This window comes from Winogradskyella undariae, assembly GCF_013285155.1.
In the GTDB taxonomy this organism is placed as follows: Bacteria; Bacteroidota; Bacteroidia; order Flavobacteriales; family Flavobacteriaceae; genus Winogradskyella; species Winogradskyella undariae.
Genome location: NZ_JABTEL010000009.1, coordinates 16,154 through 33,745, shown reverse-complemented (window position 1 = coordinate 33,745; position 17,592 = coordinate 16,154). Strand labels below are relative to the sequence as shown.

Sequence of the window (17,592 nt, the reverse complement as noted above, 5' to 3'; positions counted from 1 at the left end):
GCTGCTTATATTTTATACGGAATCATTAATGTTACTTGAGTTCCCTTTTCATTATATTTTTCTCTGTCTTCGAGAATAAGATTCGATTCGATTTTAAAATCTTTAGATAACATTTTTAAACGCTCTGAAGTAATCTTAGTGGCAAGCGAGTTTTTGTGGCTTTTAGTTATATTTTTGGTCGCATTTAGACCAATTCCGTTATCTTTTATGGTACAAACAAGCACATTGTTTTGGGCTGATAGATGTATTTTAATTTTAGGATCGTCTATCCGTTCTTTAAACCCATGCTCTATGGCATTTTCTATAAAAGGTTGAATTAACATAGGCGGAATAAGAATATCTTCCTCATTAACAGAATCATCAATTTCAACCTTATATTCAAACGGCTGTAATCGACTTAAATTCTGTAACTCTACATAACTTTGTAAAGCCAAAAGTTCTTCCTTTACAGCGACTAATTTTTCGCGAGAACTTTCTAAAATTAGCCTCAGTAATTTTGAAAATTTAGACAAATATTTAACCGCTTTTTTATCTTCTTTATTTAATACCATGCCTTGAATTACAGACAACGAATTAAAAATAAAATGAGGGGTCATTTGCGAGCGCAAAAGTTGTTGCTCTGTTACGGATTTCTCGTGAGCAGACTTCACGTTTTTATATTTAAAGTAGAAAATAGTACTTATAAAACCTATTAAAGCCAATAAGGACACTATAGTTCCCCAAAGTATTTGCCTATCAGACGCTCTAACCTTTTCCCTTAAGTGATCCTCTCTTCTATTAGAAGTCTCTAGTGCATCTATTTCTTCATTAATTTTTTTTCTGTAGATATCTTCGTTTACTTCTGAAATTAATTCTAAATAATGGGAAGCTTTATCATATTTACCCTGAATTTGATAAAGCTTAAAGTAATTAGTATAAATACCTTTTTGGGCTCTTAATGAACTGTCATTGTATAAAACGCTAGCGGCAGAATCTAAATATACTTTTGATTCTGCCCACTTCCCTTGATTCATATAAACAATTGAAACGTTAGAATAGTTTACATTTAATTTTTCTGTATTGCCTTTAGACTTATATTTTGCGATAGATTTTTTAAAATAGAATAAGGCTTCATCCCATTTTTCTAAACCCATAAGGGTTAAAGCATAGTTATTAGTAAACAAGCTTAAGTCTCTATATTTTGGTAAAGTAATTTTATTGTAAGTATCGTAAGCGTTCTGAAATTCTCCTGTATGATAATACATCATTCCCCATTTAAAACATAATTTTTGAAATTCAATGGAGTCTTGTTCTCTAAAAACCCGACTTGACTGTTCACAAAATATAACGCCAGATTTATAACCACCAGAATCAATTAAATTTTCGGCTTTTAAATTAAAGGCTTTTACTAAATTTGTTGTGTCTTTTGCCTCTAAACTTTTACCAATCATCTCATTAGAATAGATCAAACCATTAGCATATTGCTTATTACGTCCGTAAGATTTTGTTAATAAAAAATAGTCGCGTAATGTGAGTGGTTCATTAGATTCCTTCGCGGTTAAAATCTCTATAACTTTAGCATAGTCTTCATTTGTAAAAAGTTCTTCTACATTATTTTGTGCGTTCAATTGTGTTGCAAAAAGCAACGTAAAGAAACAGACTGTGAGATAATGTATTCTCACTTTTAAATTGGTTTTAATAACCATATAAGTTGATATTTCTTTAATTATCTCTATTAAAATTCTTTTTGTTTTAATTACCTAACGTTCTAAATAGAGTTGTAAACCTTTTGAGTGTTGTTTTTCTATACAACCTGCCAAATCTTGACGAATGGTATTCTAAAAAAATACTCTTCATTTCAAAACTATAAAAATACATTATTAATAGTTCTGTAATAAATAGATTCAAGTATTCGTTTTTTAGATATAATCATATTAATTAGAAAATATTTGTTTCTGATTTTCCTATCTTTAAAATATGGCAAATATTATTCTTGTTTTCATAAATATCTAAAGGCATTTTTTACGCAGTATCATTGACATATCTTTTTAGAATAATGTTGGATTTTTAAAGTCTCGTCTTTTATTTTAAGATTAAAAAAAGATTCACCAATAGTAAGATTATCTATTTCAATTTAGAACTCAGTATATTTTCCTTCGTAGCTTGTTGTCCGTTACACGCAGAAAATAATGCAGTAAAAAGCACTAAAGTGACTATTGATTTTTTCATAAAATAGATTTACATATAAGCATTTATAGCGGTTTGTCCTTTTTTAAACTTTTTATAAGTCCAAAAAGCTAACCCAAGTGTTATTGCAGTACCTAATAAGATGGTGTTTAATGTTCCTAAATATTCTGCTACAGCAAGCATAATTTGCTTTAATCCTCGTCTCCTACCTGAAATAGTAACTCTTTTACCAGCTTCAATATCTTTAGCTGTCATCGCAATTGCCAATGTAAAAAACAAAGACACTAAAGTATAAGTTGCTTGTTTTATCCAAGTCGATATTGACTTACTTTGTATAGTTTGTAGTGATAAATGATGGGTCTTAGCTATTATATATTGAAGTGTTTCTGTATATTCTTCAATAGAATTTAATTCTAAATAAGTTTTCTCTTTTTTCTCTTTTTCAACAAAGAAAAGTTGAATTCCATTTTCGTTTTCAAAAGGCACTATTTTAGTTATTTTAGAATAGGCAATAACATGCTGCGTATCTAAAAAGCCTTTCTTTTCAGCATTTATCTTTTCTAAAAATGCATCTTTTGTTTTGTAATCTTCATCCGACAGTTTTAAACTATCATCCGTAATTAAGATGTTTTTTATTAAAGTCGCTTTTGTATTAATTATAAACTTTTCCATTTTAGTTAAGTTTTACAGATTCTTGTTGTTTCAATTTTTCTAAAATCACAAAAGCAACTGTCGCTGATATTAAAACGGCAGGTATCATAACAACTAAAATACCATCACTGTCTACATCAAAAAATGCAAATGCAATGATGAAAATTAATATTTCAATGGCAAACCAAGATATAAATGTGGCTGCGATCCACTTACCTGGTTTAATCCCTTTTTCTTCTGCTATTTTTTTTATTTGCCTAGCAAAATAACTCAGTGCTAAAATTTCTAACATAATATTTATTTTATTTTAATACAATGTTACAATACTATGACAGCGGTTTAAAGCATCAACATTTATTCGCTAGAGAATAGTTAATATCTGTCCTTAATTTCTCTACAATTTAGAATGATGTGAATTTAATTGTTAGCCTACGAATTTCATTTCTTAGTGTGTATTCTTTTTTTGTTGCTTTTTTTATAATTTGTAGTAGTTGATTAAGTTTATTTCCTTTTATAAAGTTTTCATTAATTTGTATTGTATCACCGTATATGAATTTTAATTTCACTTTTCTGAAACGTAGACAGTTACTCCTTTTGGCGTAAATGACTAAAATGAAAAGAGCGGAAGGTGAAGATGCCATATCTATGGCTTTTATTTTAACTTACCATTGTACTCCTAGTTTTTAATCTAAATGTATTTGGAACTATTTTGACATCAACCTTAATTTTAATTATATTTTTTGATGTTGTAGGTTGTAATAAGAATGATTGTCTTTTATGAAACTAAAAAAGTAATAATTTGTGAATTCAATTTTTCTAGAATCAGTAATAACGTTATTGTTATTGAGCAGGCCAATTCTAAATTTTGAAGAGTGATATTGATTAAGAAGTATTGCTGGTAAAAAATACCCTTTTCTGTTTTGTTCAAAATAACCCTTTTTAATTTTACCTTTAATTAGGTAAGACTTTATATAGGTTTCATTGACATGCAATGTGGCACTAATTCTTTTTTTATTAATGACTTTTAAGGTAATATAGTAACATGGTTTTTCTTCCAATTTCATGTTGTAAATAATCCTAGATTCCTTGCTTTTAAAATAAGAACCCCAAAAATAATCTAAGTATCCAGCGCTTTCAGCTTCATTATTTTCATAAGTTCCATCGAGTAAGTGTAAATTTTCTTTCGTTAATTCTATTTTGTTTTCAATAACTTCAGTTTGCTTTAATGTAGCGCAAGAAGAGGCTAATACTATTATACACAGATATGGTAAAAGTTTATGTATTGGCATTTTAAAATTTATTTTTGTTTTATGGTTTATAGTACTAGTGAAGTAAATCAACCATTACTGTTTTATAAATAGTATGACTAAATACAATAGAACTATTGGGTAACATATTTAAATTTACCAAACCTGTTTGTTCTCTATTGAGAGTAATGCTTACATTCTTGATGGTGTTTTCGGAATCCATTAAATAAGATTTTGGTATTTTATATTCACCATGTTTTGTTTTTAACGAATCTATGGTAACACCATCATAGGCATTAGATGTAATATTATCTGCTGGCTTAGGCTTTTCAATGAATTTATTAAATTTTAATTGATGTGGAGTAAGAAGGTTTGTCCATTTTATACGCATACTGTTTGCATCATAAATCGTATCTGGTATTTCAAATTTTGTTAGATTATATGCTTCATTTGGTTTTATAAAAGCCAGTGCATGTTTGGTGCTATCTGGTAATATAATTTCAAAATAGTAAGATGCTTTTTTAGATAAACTATCCGTAGTATAGAATGATGTTTTGGTGTAATACAATTCATCTTTCACATACAATTCCATAGGTATATTGTTGACCAGAATTTTTACTTCGTCATTAATAATTTGCTTATCTCCATCAGATAGGGAAACTTTAATCCTCCTTAAATCCTCTTTTTTATTATTGGTTTCTATTAGGATAGTTGCTTTATATTTAGACAAGTCATTTACAGCTTTGCCTCCAAGTGTTGAAACATCACAACGACTAAAAATCAGTAATAAAAGTAATAGCTTTAAATTTTTCATTTCTAAATGTATGATGAATAACTGTATTTAATATTAGGTACTATAAACTACTAAACCTATCGCTAAAGCAACTATCGTAATTGTAAAATAAATTAGAGCTGTAACCATTTTACCAGAAAGTTTATTATTTGTTTTATCTCCTAGTTTTCTTAATACTTTTTTTTCGCTCTTAGAGTATAAAAAATGTTCCTTAAAAAAACCACTAAACACCAACAGGACCATAAAAACACCAGCAAGTATCTTCTTAATCGGTAGCGTATTTAAAAAATCTTCCATAGCTTTTGATCTGTTTAAACAATAAAATTCAAATTAAACATTATACAATTCTGGATTGTATGTAAAAAACCCATAAATAAACAGTAACACTGCTAAAAACGATATAAAACCAAATACTATCCGTACCTTTTTTCGTCCAAAAACGTCTATATAATAGGCAATATTAAAATAACCACCTCCTGGTTCTAAAACCCAATCCCAATCTAAAATAAGTCCAATAATTATAAATAGAAATGCAGCTGCACCTAATAAGTAACCATATTCTGGATTAAGCGCCATAAAATTTGTAAATTCTTCTACCATAGATTTGTTCTTTTTAATGTTTCAATAATACCTGATTATGTATTAGGTATCGATATATTAAATATTTCCCTTGCTTTTTTAAAATCTACCTTGAGTTCTCCTCTCCAACCTGCTAATGGCATAACGATATCCGAACGCGCTGGCTGTTTATCAAATGTGTCTTTATGTGGCAAGATTTCTAAAATGGCTAGAGTTTGTAAAATCCCATACCTTTTATACTTATCTGTTTTAGGTAGTAATTTTTCTTTTCCTATTCTTTTTTCGAGCTGACCTGGCGTTTCATTATCGTTCGCCTTTTCTATAAAAAGTAACAATAGCACAAGCATATCTTTATCTTTCTCTGTAATTTCCGGAATTGGGTATTGCATAATATCTTCTAATTCTGCAACAAAGTGTTTAGGATACTCATTCCAAGCATGACCTAGATAATAGGTAAATAAGTTATGTGTTCTATCGTCTATTGTTTTTTCTGGTAGACCACAAATTTCACAATTAGAATATCCTTTTTGAGGTGTATAGTCATGAGTGCTAATATCTTGTAAATACAAATAACTAATTAGGGTTTGCCTAAACCTTGGAAATTCGCCAGTTAAACCCTTAATAAAGAGTGCTTTTGCATATTCTAAGCTTAGCTTATCATTCTTTTTTAATTTCAAAAAATCAGAAACTAAACTGTTGTGCGTATGCGTTTTAAATTGATTAGGCTTTAGATTATTTTCTTCTAAAATTTGCCATTGATCTTTACTAAGAAAATCTGTTTTATACCCCACTTCACCCAAATGAGTCGTATCATAATCTGTATTAGTGTAGTGGTAAACTTTTTTTAGAATTTTTAAGGCTTTATTCTTGTTTTTTAGCATCGTTTAAGCATTTATACAGTTATTCACTTTTGTAAAAATAATAACAACATTATTTTTTATACCAAAGGTTTGGTCTTTCTTCTTTACCCTATAATTTAATTAAAAAGCAACGTTAGATAAATAAGTGCGAGAAGCAATTTTTATTCTCGTATACTCTAAACGGTGTTCTCTAGTGATTCCTATTTTAAAAATAGATTTCTATAAGTTGTCATAATGTATCAATTCATATTTCTGTAAAAATCAATATTAACACTTTATCTAACGTATTAAAAACACCAATTGATATTCGTTAGTTATGAGTTAATATTTGAAAAAAAGGGATAACACCTCATATTAAAACATTCAATACATACTTATACCTTTAAAAACAAAGCTCTTAAGCCTTCTATATACGCCATAAACGATTACAAAACGGACACATCGTCTATAGATTTAGAAGCATTAAAGTAGGCTGCGCGTATAAAATTCAAATTAGTATGATCAAATATAGACTGATAACTAACGAATATAGATTGAGGCTATTATTCTCTTAGCTATTCATGTAATCTTGTACCGAACAAATAAATATTAGTCAACAATTATTGAAATACAACAATTAATCATCAACCATTTAGAGTTCAAAACAAAAACACATTTTTAATTTAATCGCTAATAGTTTTAGCGAAAAACAAACTAACAATTATGAAAAATATTTTAAAAACCTTTTTAGCCGTTTCAGTATTAACATTATCATCTTGTGGTATGGATTCTTTAGTTCCAAAAAACTTGAATGACGCTGATGACATTGCAGTAATTAAAGCTACCGTTGAAGAAAAACTTGGAGCTGACAAGATGGTTAACAAATTAACCCTTAGAGCAGATGACTATCTATCTAGCCAATTTGAAAGAGCTCAAATAACCTATATGAGAAATGGTAAAGAATATTCTCAAGATTATTTTTTAAAAGTCGTTAACGATCCTAAAAAATCAATGTTTCAAAGAAATTTACATGATGGTGCTATAAAAATATCTGAATTCAATTTTGAGCAGATTCCTCCAAGTTTTAATAAAGCCGTTGAAATAATAAATGCAGAAACGGATGAATACCACGAGTTTGTACTGTACGAATGGGAGTTTGTTGTAGACAAAAACAATGAGGTGACATCAACTTTTACGCTAAATGGAACTAAGAAATCTGAAGGAAGCCATATGGAAGGTAAATCTATAGTAACAAACTATTATGAATTTAAATTTACGTCTGACAAGGATGGTAATCTACAACTTAAAATGTAAGGTTAAACACTGTATACTATAAATTAATCAAAACTAGAATTATATGAAAACTACATTATTAGCCAGTTGCGCATTTCTATTTATTTTTCTTCAATCTTGTGGATCAGGAGGAAGCGATACTTACCTACTAAACAACGCAGAAGGTCTAAAAGGACTGCAAACTAATTTAATAGAAGAATTTGGTGGAGACAGAGCCGTATATGGCTTAGACTTAACAACAAAAGACCACTTAACAAGTGAATTTGAAATGGCAACCATAACGTACGTCGAAAATGGAAAAGCTTATTCTCAATCTTATATAACAGGTCCATATGGTGTGAAGATAGAACCTACAGAAGTTAAAGATATTGTAAAAAATGAATCATTCTTTAAAGACAAAAAAGGGAAGATAAAGATTAAGGATTTGGATTTGACAGTAATTTTAGAAAACTACAACAAAGCCATTAAAATGATTGAATCTACAACCGACCAGTTTTCTAATTTTCATATGAAAGATTTCAATATCGATGTTACAAATGACAATAAGGTAAAGGTTAAATTTGTTATAGAAGGGGAAAAACCAGATGGTAAAACTACGTATTATGGAGAACGTGTAAGAAATACGAATACTTTTCAATTTGAATTTAAAGCAGATGAAAATAATGTTCTAAAATCTACCGAAGGATTAGAGGGTTAAGAAACAAATAATTACAAACTAAAAAACATAAGTATGGGATTTAAAGACATGTTTTCAAAACTATTAAAAAGCGTAACACCTGAATATGATTTAGAAGAACTCTCTTACGAGAAGTTGAAAGAAATGGAAGGTCAAGGCTTTGACGTTAAAGAACTCCTTGAAAAATACGAGAAAGGTGAGAATAAAAATCAACTTTTGGCTCGTATAAGATTTGAAGATGTTAACATAGACCTGAGCAAAATACCCAATGCTACTGATGTTAGTTTGTTAAAACCTTATATAGATTCTAAACTCGATCCAGATTCCGATTTTATAAAGAAAAGCATGTCTGCTCCATTAATGGGAAAAGATAGCTGGAAACAGAAAGTAAAAGAAGGCGAAGTGATAATAGCTACAGTTATACAATGTGCGCCTCAATTATGGGAAACACACGAAGATGTTGGGTATGGTATGCTAGTTTGTGCGTTGGTTGAAAAAAACGAATACAAAAACAATCCTCTATTTTTAAAATCTATAAGTGAACTACTTAATAACTTTAGAGATGAAGATAATTTGCCTGCAGGTTTATCACAAAGAATGACTAAACTTCATAGTGATTTGGATAATCCGAATTCTACATTCGATATTAATTTAGATCAAAGTTTGTTAGATGCTTACAATTTTCAATTCGAAAACAAACGCGTAATGTCTACAGATATTAGAGTTGCTACAATTGGTTTCTCTGATAGCCAAAATGATAAATTGCCAAGAAAAGCAATTGGTTCTGATGGCCTGTTGCCATTCATAGCTTTTGATAATAGAAACGAATTTCATGTTAACAACTATAAGGTAGTAAACGGAGAACTTTACAGCATCTAAGTATTACTCAATAATAAAAGTTTAAGTCTCATAAAATTTATTTTATGAGACTTTTTTATAGCAATAAAACAGGTATTCAATAGGCGTTTTACAAACACTAATAATCAGAATACTTACGTATCTTAAATATTTGAGATGGGCTATTTGTATTTGTATTTTCAGGTGTAAAATCCCAAACCTCTTCTCCTAATTCGTTAACTTCAATAAAACGCCCTTCAACTCCTGAACAAATTAAAGTATTTCCAGAATCCAGACGTTGTGTTCCTGATATATGATCAGAATAAAAATGGTTTGAATAATTCCAAACAACCTCATCTGCTAATGTAATTTCTAAAACTGCAGATACGTTAGTTTCTGCATTATTATTAAAAACAAGGAGGTTGCCATTATCTAAAAACGTTGCATCATGCTGTCCTGATAAAGCACCAGAAGCTGTAATACTTTGCGTAATAGCTTTACTCGCTTCATTAATGATGTATAATGTATTTTTACCTCTTGAACTTATAAGTATATTTCCGTCTTTATAATCAACCGAATTAAAATGGAGATAGTCTACGTTGTCATTATTTACTGGTAAAATACCACCATCGTCCATAGCACTCCATTCCCAAATAATGGAATTATCTAACTTATCAATTATAATAACAACCTCATTCCAATACTCAGAATTGTTATAGGTTCTCAATTCCCAAGTTAATGCAATAATCGTGTTAGCATCTATTTCCTTAAAATCATGATGAAATGTTGCCGCATCACTAGCTTTTTCTATAGACCAAATGACATCACTATTATCGTCTAATTCTTCTATAACACCTGCAACTAGACCTCCTGTAGAAAAGGATCCACTAGCTACAAGTGGTAATTTCCCCAATCGTAATAAATTATTGTTTTCGGATAAATAACTCCCTCCTGAAGAACTATAAGCTGATGACCATGTCTTAACATCTACGCCCAAAGAATCAATGAGATGAGTTGTTTTATTTCCTATATAGGAATAGAGCACATAACCCTCTGTAATATGCGATGTTAATTCCGTATCTGTTTCACCACTTCCTGCCGCATCAGATTCGCATGCACAAACGGAACACAATACAATAAGAAATAACGATATATAAAAGCTTCTGATTTTCATCTTTATTTAGTTTTAATAATTAGTTAGCGTCTCGTACACATCTTATAAAATTATAAACTTTACGAATATCGCCTTGTGGTCCAAAAGAATCAGGAAAATCATCCGTGCTCCCTGCTTTTGGGTCGTTACGTTGCGCGCCTGCGCCGTGTACATCTAATAATTGACCGTTCATTTCACCTTCTGCTTCTCCAAAACAGAAATAAACAGCATCGGTATAAGGAGTTGGTCCATCTTGTAAAGGTGAGCTTGCCCAATAGTAACCATATTGACCAGAATTACCGTCAGAATCTAAAATTGGAGTACACGTAAATAAAGGGTCTATGGCAGGAGAATTGGTAGTTTGTGGAGACCTTGTGTAATCTACAATACTTTGTAATTCTTTAGCATTAGGCATTCTCCAATCACTTTGACCAGCAAGCGTAAGTGATTCTGCATAAGCCAAACCTTGTTCCCAATCGTAAGTTTCACCATTATCTGCTTGTTGCCACATTAAGCCTGTAGCATCATCTGTAATGGTACCATCTCCATTATCTATAAAATTATTTTCACCATAGGCTTCATTTCCTCTTACCATTCTAAAATACATAGTATTTGCTGCTCCAATCGCTGGACTGTATTTAGGATACCCTTTTAATCTACCGTCCACAAAATTATACCCAAATACAGCTTCATTTCCTGTCATTATTTGTCCTACGTATTCTGTAATAGACCATGTTTGCCCATCAATTTCTCGTTCTCCAATAGATTCATCACCAATAGGTTGGTCAAAATAAGTAACGTCAATAAACATATCTACAGCATCATCACCAAAACAACGCCCTGTAAAGTTCGCTAACGAATACAATTCTTTAATTGTTGGTATTCTCCAATCGGTATAATCACCTAAATTAAAGTCCTCTACCAACGCTATGGCATCGGCATAAGACATTTTATCACCCATATCTTGTTGCCACATTAAGCCAGTAACATTATCGGTAACTGTACCATCTCCATGATCCGTATAAGAAGGTTGATGACCAAAATATGTGGCATCTTGACCATAAAAAGCATCACCAATACTAGGTGATGAAATTATAGCATCATTACTATAAGAGTCAGAAACACCTGTATCTACAATAGCATAAGTAAGTTCTGTAATTACAGTCGCTCCTCCTCCATCTTCACCACTATCAGACGTATTAACATCGTCATCTGAACAAGAGATAATAGAAAAAAGAACAAGTAGACTTAATGTAATTTTTAAATATTTAAAATTCATATATTTTGTTTTAAGGTATTAGAATTCAAAGGTCACTAATCAAAGTGTTGTAAAAAAAAGGGATCAATAGAATTTAGTATTTAATCAATGAAAAGCCGATTAAGTTTAAACTTTTAAGATATAAGCCGCTTTTAAAGCTTCAATAAGCTAGAAAATTACATTTTAATTGTACGTACGCTCCGCACATAATTGTAGACATACCTCACATCACCTTGCGGACCGAAATATTTTGGATATTGATTTTTATTACCACTTTTGGGATCACTTCTTTGGCATCCTGCGCCATGCACATCCATAAGCTGATTTCTCATTCTTCCTTGCCCTTCTCCAAAAGCAATATATACGGCGCCAGATGTTGGGTTTACACCATCTAAATGCGTGGTACTCGTCCAAAAGAATGGATAGTGTCCTGAATTCCCTTCTGGATCTTTAATTTCCGAAGTTATAAAAACAGGATCTATTGCTGGAGAGTTTGTGGTTTGAGGCGATCTAGAATAATCTACTATACTCTGCAATTCTTTGGCATTGGGTAAACGCCAATCTGTATAACCAGCAAGTTCTAAGTTTTCTGAATATACTAAAGAGGCTTCCCAATCACGTCCTTTACCATCATCGGCTTTTTGCCACATTAATCCTGTTGCATAATCACTTACGGTGCCATCGCCATGATCTATAAAATTATTTTTTCCGTAGTTAGTATTTCCTCTAACCATTCTAAAATACATGGTGTTTTTACTATGTGTACGTTTCTTAACTGTAGGATACCCTTTTATACGACCATCAATAAAATTAACACCAAAAACAGTCGCATCACCTCTCATTGTTACACCAACATATTTTGTAGAAGACCAGATTTGTGCATCAATTTCTCGTTCTCCTATATTGGTATTTCCTAGTGACTGATTAAAATAATTGGTATCTATAAACAGTTTATTAGATGTAGCGCCTTTAACCTGACCTGTAAACTGAATTAGAGAATACAACTCTTTAATGGTTGGTACTCTCCAATCTGAATAGCCCCCCAAATGAGATTGTTCCGCTTTAGAAAAAGAAGCGTCATAGGTTATTTTTTCACCCATATCTTTTTCCCACATTAATCCCGTTACATTATCTGTAATTGTACCATCACCATGATCTGTATATGAAGGTTGACTCCCTGTATATGTGGCATCTTGACCATAAAAGGCATCGCCAATATGCGGTTCTGAAATGACAGTGTTAGCACTGTAAAATTCAGTAACACCAGTATCTACAATTGGATATGTTATTTGCGCGGCTGCAGAATAAAATACAGCGATACACATAACTAGTGCGGTAATTTCTTTGTTAATCTTCTTTTTCATAATTCTAATCTTAAAATATAACTTAGCTTAAAGGTCTCTATTTAGAGATTAGAAAAAAAATAAAATCAATAGAAGGGCATTTTCTATCAATGAAATTTCAGCTGAAGAAATTAGTACTCAAAAAATTCTTAAAAGCTTCTTGGTACGTATCGCTAACTACAATAAATTCTTTTTCTCCATAAATAATTCTATTCCGCTTAACAGTAACAACATGATTGAGATTCACAATAAAGGAACGGTGAATACGCATAAAGTTTTCTTTAGGTAATATGTCTTCAATGTTTTTAAGGCGAAGTAAGGTTTTTACAGGCGCTCCATGCACTAAGTTTATAGAAACATATTCTTTTTGAGCTTCAAGATATTTAATATCTTTAAAATGAATTCTAATATGTTGCTGACCAGATTTTATAAATAAAAAATCATCTTTCTTTTTGACTTCTGAAGCAAGTTGTCGCTCTTTATGTATGGTGTCTGAGGCTTTGTTTGATGCCAATAAAAAATCGACATATTCAATGGGTTTAAGTAAATAATCTATGGCGTTTACTTTATAGCCTTCTATGGCATATTCACTATAAGCCGTGGTAAAAATAATTCGAGGCGGATTTACTAAAGTTTTAGCCAATTCTAATCCGTTTAAATCGGACATATGAATATCCAAAAACAACAAATCAACAGGATTTTCTTTTAAAAAACTACCAACCTCTAGTGCATTGGTAAATTTCCCTCTAAGTTCAAGAAAAGGCGTTTGTTCTATATAAGACACAATTTGTCTAAGTGCCAAAGGTTCGTCATCTACAGCTATACAAGTGATCATATGGGTATTTTAATAGTTGAAAGATATACATTTTCATGCACTGTGTATGTAAACACGTAATCGTCTTGGTATAACAGCCTTAAACGCTGCGCTGTGTTTTCAATACCGATTCCTGATTTTTCAACTGATTTTAATTTTTTATGCACACTGTTTTCAATCGTAAATTCAAGCTCATTTTCATGAATACATAAGGTAATATATACAAACGATTTCTGCTCATAACTAATACCATATTTAAATGCATTCTCTAGTATATTGGTAAATAATAATGTTGGAATGGAAATAGTTGGCGGATCTTCAGGAAGATGCAATTCAATACTAACATCTTCATGAAAACGCAACTTCATAAGCTCTACATAACTCTCAATAAATTTAATTTCTTTGGATAATGGTATAGGTTTGTCGCTAGATTCATATAATAAATGACGCATTAAAACAGACAATTTCCCAATGGAACGTTTGGCTTCTTTAGTATCAAAATCAACCAAGGCATGAATATTATTGAGGGTATTCATTAAAAAATGAGGACTAACTTGGTTGCGTAAAAAGGCCAATTCATTTTTAATACTTTCTTTTTCAACTTCTGCTTTTTGTTGTTGCGTTTCCGCCCATTTTACAGAGATTTTCATTCCAGTATCAAAACCAACTAACAAGATAGATAACAAGATCAAATTTACATACGGCGGATACGTTCCTGCACCAGCTTGTGGTTCAAAACCCCTTTGTGGTTTACCCAATTTATTCGAATTAGGAAACTGAAGTCCAACACGTTTTTGTGGCGGATTCACATTTTGAGATGGCACTTCTTTTCGTAAGGAAATTGAGCCAATGACCGTTAACCCTATGACTATAATTACAGAAAGTATATATAAAAATTTCTTATTCTTAAATAATATAAAAGGGGTTAAAACAAATCTATTTATGCAGAATATAACCAATAAGGGCAAGTAGTCAATCCAAACGCTAAAGATTGCATTCCAACGAATAGTAGCACTATTAATCCATTGGTAAAAGAGCGGTAAAACAAACAGAAGTATCCAAAATAAACTGATAAAAGTGGACTCAAAGAAACTGGACCATTGTTTATTTAAGATTTTTTTATTCATAAGACTAAGATACATTTTAATTGAAGCTAATTAGCCAAAAACAAAAATGTATATTCCATCTGTAGTATTCAAATAGTATCAATAGAAAGTTAATTTTAATCAATGAAAAATTAAAACACTTAAAAACTACGGTTTAAAATTTACGTCCCAAATACAGTAACAAATTCCCCCTTCTTTATAGGACATCAACCACAACAACCACAACAAGGTACAAAATAGATGCAAAAAAAACATTTAAAGCTTTCAGTTGTCGTAAATTGCTTTCAGATTACTATTTTAGTATAGCATTTACAGGATAATAGCTATTTTCCAATTATTATTACTAGTTAGGCACAAGCTGAAAATCACTCAAATGGGAAAAAATTTCACTTCAATTTATAAGATTAGAGAATATGGTTTGAGTTGGGGAATATTGATTAAAATTTCAGCAAGAATTGAAAAAGATAACGGTGGAATAAAAATATCTGAGAACTTATTTTATGAAAATAAAGTCGAAAACATAAAATTGACTACTCAAGAAATTAACCTTTTGTTATCTGGAATAAAATGGGTAGACTCAATGATTACTGAAAAAACTAAACATACAACAAAAATAATCCTTGAAGAAATTGAATTAAATGAATGTGATTATCAAAGCGAGGGACTATTTTATGCAATTGCATTTTGGGCATCGGAAGCTTTCGAATTTAATTTACCCGATTATAAATTTGTATATGACAAAGAAAATGATAAATATATTTTCCCGAACCTAACTGAATATTAAAAAAAAAGCCAATGCCTAACACCGTGTATAATTAATTGCTGTATTCTTCTCTACTTGCGAATATTCCTGCGGAATATTCACGGGTTCGTAAAAGTTTGCTAACTTAGTTGCTTAACCACGCAACTAACCATACACAACAACGCTGTGCGCAAGCTAAAAAAACACTCTGCACTAAATGACAGAACCGATAAAGAAGAATTTTATGTCTGGAAAACATTGGATTATTGTTTTAATAATCTTGATTTCTGGTTACGGAATTTATAGTGGAATAAAAGATAAAAATCAAAGATGGACTGCCGAAAGCTCAAAAATTTTAACGAATAAATGTGTTTCTGACTCAAAAGAAATGGCGGAAAATTACCCTGAATTGACTCACGAATACTGTAAATGCTCGACCGAAAAAATTCAAGCGGAATTTACTCAATCGAAATATATTGAGATTACCAAAATGTCAATTGAGAATCAAAGAAAAAAATTATGGCCAGTATTTCAAAACTGTTTAACCGAATATCAAGTAAAAATAAAAGCAAAAAATCAAGAATAGGTTTATGATAAAATCTAATATAATTAAAGAAATTGCGCAAGAATTGGATTGCGGGTTTGACTGCTACTATAATATCAAAACTGATGAAATTGTTGCAATTCCGAGTTTTGCACAATTTTCAGATGAGGAAGATTTTAAAGAGGCTTTTAGTGACAGTTTAGAAAATGTAGAAAAACATAAAACGGATTTTATAAAGTTTGAGTCATTAGAAAGCTTTGAGTCATTTAAAATCATGGAGCTTTTTGTCGAGCAGTTATCTGACCAAAATATAAAGTCGGAATTGGAAAATATTTTAGCAAATAAAAAGCCATTTCAGAATTTTAAACATAAAATCGACCATTCTGAATTTAGACAAAGTTGGTTTGAATTTAAGAAAAGTGAGTTGGAAAAAATAGTAGAAAACCAATTAGACAGTGGAAAAGCCAGCGCACAACAAAATATATAATTTATTGCTAGTTATAGCCTACTTACAAAAATCCTCGCGGACTTTCTTGGTCGGTAAATATTTACTAAATTAGTGGCGCAACCACGCAACACCCGAGCGCAGCGAACAGACGAAGTAAACCATACACAACAAAGCTGTAAATGGCTTTCAGATTACTATTTTAGTATAGCATTTACAGGACTTAACAGCTATTTTCCAATTATTATTACTAGTTAGCTGTAATACCAACTCATCGCCCGAAAACAACAATTGAGAATACTAAAATTGAAACGACTGAATAAAATATATTCCTTTGGAGAAAATTTAATATTATGACAAATTCCACCAAAAGAATTTCAGCAATTGTGATATTTTACATTATTGCAATCGGATTAAGATATTACATAACTGAAATTAAACCTGATTTCTTTACTAATTCAAATCTTTATATTAATGTCTTGTTACAAGCAATCGGACCACTTTTAGGCGGACTTTTTGTTATAAAATTTCTTAAAAGACCAAACGAACTAAAACTGTTAGGAATTGGATTTTTAAAAACACTTTTAGCTATTAGCATTCCGATAGTTTTATTTTCATTAGTCGGAATTTTGAATACAGGAAAACCTTATTTGAATGCACCTAAATTTATTGCAATAATCTTGGTTTATGCCTTATTCGAGGAATATGGTTGGAGGAATTATTTACAATCGGAATTAAGCGAATTAAACAAACTAATCAAGTACTTAATAATTACTGTTTTATGGTTTATTTGGCATCTGAATTTTGAACTGACATTTAACAATTTAATCTTTTTCCTAATTCTATTCGCAGGTAGTTTTGGAATTGGATATGTAGCTGACAAATCAAAATCATTAATATTTGTGGCTTTATTTCACGCTTTCTTTAATATTTCACAAAACGAATTATTGAGCGGAATCGAAATGAAACAAAAATTAGCAATTATAATAATTAGTGCGGTAAGTGCCATTTTGATTGTAAAATATGATAATAGAATAAAAAGTACTACCGCTAACAACATGTATAATTAATTGCTTTGGTCGTTGATTATTTGGAAAATTCCTTCG

General features: G+C 30.7%; 20 protein-coding genes. 7 read left to right on the top strand and 13 right to left on the bottom strand.

From position 1 onward, the window contains the following. Positions 1 to 5 precede the first annotated feature (5 nt). The 8 genes from HSX10_RS12670 to HSX10_RS12635 form a co-directional block, all read right to left on the bottom strand. Positions 6 to 1,607, bottom strand: a complete 1,602-nt coding sequence (locus tag HSX10_RS12670; RefSeq protein ID WP_173588604.1) for a tetratricopeptide repeat-containing sensor histidine kinase — start codon at positions 1,605 to 1,607, stop codon at positions 6 to 8. A 610-nt stretch (positions 1,608 to 2,217) separates the two neighbouring features. Next, positions 2,218 to 2,838 (bottom strand): hypothetical protein, encoded by a 621-nt coding sequence (locus HSX10_RS12665; protein ID WP_173588603.1) that lies wholly within the window; start codon positions 2,836 to 2,838, stop codon positions 2,218 to 2,220. A gap of 1 nt (position 2,839) precedes the next feature. Next, complete coding sequence (locus HSX10_RS12660; protein ID WP_173588602.1) at positions 2,840 to 3,109, bottom strand: hypothetical protein; 270 nt, start codon at positions 3,107 to 3,109, stop codon at positions 2,840 to 2,842. Positions 3,110 to 3,548: 439 nt separating this feature from the next. Next, the gene (locus tag HSX10_RS12655; protein WP_173588601.1) at positions 3,549 to 4,106 is read right to left on the bottom strand and encodes a hypothetical protein; all 558 of its coding nucleotides are present in this window, start codon (positions 4,104 to 4,106) and stop codon (positions 3,549 to 3,551) included. 34 nt (positions 4,107 to 4,140) lie between these two features. After that, positions 4,141 to 4,878: a hypothetical protein gene (locus HSX10_RS12650; RefSeq protein ID WP_173588600.1), complete on the bottom strand. Its 738-nt coding sequence runs from the start codon at positions 4,876 to 4,878 to the stop codon at positions 4,141 to 4,143. A gap of 33 nt (positions 4,879 to 4,911) precedes the next feature. Continuing rightward, positions 4,912 to 5,154: a hypothetical protein gene (locus HSX10_RS12645; protein WP_173588599.1), complete on the bottom strand. Its 243-nt coding sequence runs from the start codon at positions 5,152 to 5,154 to the stop codon at positions 4,912 to 4,914. Between the two features lie 33 nt (positions 5,155 to 5,187). After that, positions 5,188 to 5,457 carry an immunity 17 family protein gene (locus HSX10_RS12640; protein ID WP_173588598.1) on the bottom strand — a complete coding sequence of 90 codons (270 nt, stop codon included), beginning with the start codon at positions 5,455 to 5,457 and terminating at the stop codon, positions 5,188 to 5,190. Positions 5,458 to 5,492: 35 nt separating this feature from the next. Continuing rightward, the gene (locus HSX10_RS12635; RefSeq protein WP_173588597.1) at positions 5,493 to 6,317 is read right to left on the bottom strand and encodes a hypothetical protein; all 825 of its coding nucleotides are present in this window, start codon (positions 6,315 to 6,317) and stop codon (positions 5,493 to 5,495) included. A gap of 681 nt (positions 6,318 to 6,998) precedes the next feature. On the opposite strand from HSX10_RS12635, the gene HSX10_RS12630 reads away from it, so the two are divergent. The 3 genes from HSX10_RS12630 to HSX10_RS12620 are packed head-to-tail and all read left to right on the top strand — an operon-like array spanning position 6,999 to position 9,123. Further along, entirely contained in the window at positions 6,999 to 7,589 is a 591-nt protein-coding gene (locus tag HSX10_RS12630) for a hypothetical protein (protein ID WP_173588596.1), read from the top strand. Between the two features lie 43 nt (positions 7,590 to 7,632). Then, entirely contained in the window at positions 7,633 to 8,265 is a 633-nt protein-coding gene (locus tag HSX10_RS12625) for a hypothetical protein (protein ID WP_173588595.1), read from the top strand. Positions 8,266 to 8,298: 33 nt separating this feature from the next. Next, positions 8,299 to 9,123: a hypothetical protein gene (locus HSX10_RS12620; protein WP_173588594.1), complete on the top strand. Its 825-nt coding sequence runs from the start codon at positions 8,299 to 8,301 to the stop codon at positions 9,121 to 9,123. A 97-nt stretch (positions 9,124 to 9,220) separates the two neighbouring features. Here HSX10_RS12620 and HSX10_RS12615 read toward each other — a convergent pair whose 3' ends face one another. The 5 genes from HSX10_RS12615 to HSX10_RS18760 all read right to left on the bottom strand — a co-directional run bounded on the left by HSX10_RS12615 (position 9,221) and on the right by HSX10_RS18760 (position 14,473). Then, positions 9,221 to 10,255, bottom strand: coding sequence for an arylsulfotransferase family protein (locus HSX10_RS12615; protein ID WP_173588593.1), 1,035 nt, complete (start codon positions 10,253 to 10,255; stop codon positions 9,221 to 9,223). 19 nt (positions 10,256 to 10,274) lie between these two features. After that, positions 10,275 to 11,513, bottom strand: coding sequence for an Lcl C-terminal domain-containing protein (locus HSX10_RS12610; RefSeq protein ID WP_173588592.1), 1,239 nt, complete (start codon positions 11,511 to 11,513; stop codon positions 10,275 to 10,277). A 155-nt stretch (positions 11,514 to 11,668) separates the two neighbouring features. Further along, complete coding sequence (locus HSX10_RS12605; RefSeq protein WP_173588591.1) at positions 11,669 to 12,856, bottom strand: Lcl C-terminal domain-containing protein; 1,188 nt, start codon at positions 12,854 to 12,856, stop codon at positions 11,669 to 11,671. A 97-nt stretch (positions 12,857 to 12,953) separates the two neighbouring features. After that, a complete protein-coding gene (locus HSX10_RS12600; protein ID WP_173588590.1) occupies positions 12,954 to 13,670 on the bottom strand; it encodes a LytR/AlgR family response regulator transcription factor in 717 nt (238 codons plus the stop codon). After that, positions 13,667 to 14,473: a sensor histidine kinase gene (locus tag HSX10_RS18760; protein ID WP_173588589.1), complete on the bottom strand. Its 807-nt coding sequence runs from the start codon at positions 14,471 to 14,473 to the stop codon at positions 13,667 to 13,669. Before HSX10_RS18760 ends, HSX10_RS12600 begins: the two co-directional genes overlap by 4 nt. A gap of 655 nt (positions 14,474 to 15,128) precedes the next feature. Between HSX10_RS18760 and HSX10_RS12590 the strand changes: the two genes are divergently transcribed. From HSX10_RS12590 to HSX10_RS12575, 4 genes are all read left to right on the top strand, one after another. Then, a complete protein-coding gene (locus tag HSX10_RS12590) occupies positions 15,129 to 15,539 on the top strand; it encodes a hypothetical protein (RefSeq protein ID WP_173588588.1) in 411 nt (136 codons plus the stop codon). A gap of 202 nt (positions 15,540 to 15,741) precedes the next feature. Beyond that, entirely contained in the window at positions 15,742 to 16,083 is a 342-nt protein-coding gene (locus tag HSX10_RS12585) for a hypothetical protein (RefSeq protein WP_173588587.1), read from the top strand. Positions 16,084 to 16,087: 4 nt separating this feature from the next. Beyond that, a complete protein-coding gene (locus HSX10_RS12580; protein ID WP_173588586.1) occupies positions 16,088 to 16,528 on the top strand; it encodes a UPF0158 family protein in 441 nt (146 codons plus the stop codon). 311 nt (positions 16,529 to 16,839) lie between these two features. After that, complete coding sequence (locus tag HSX10_RS12575) at positions 16,840 to 17,556, top strand: CPBP family intramembrane glutamic endopeptidase (RefSeq protein WP_173588585.1); 717 nt, start codon at positions 16,840 to 16,842, stop codon at positions 17,554 to 17,556. The last annotated feature ends 36 nt before the right edge of the window (positions 17,557 to 17,592 follow it).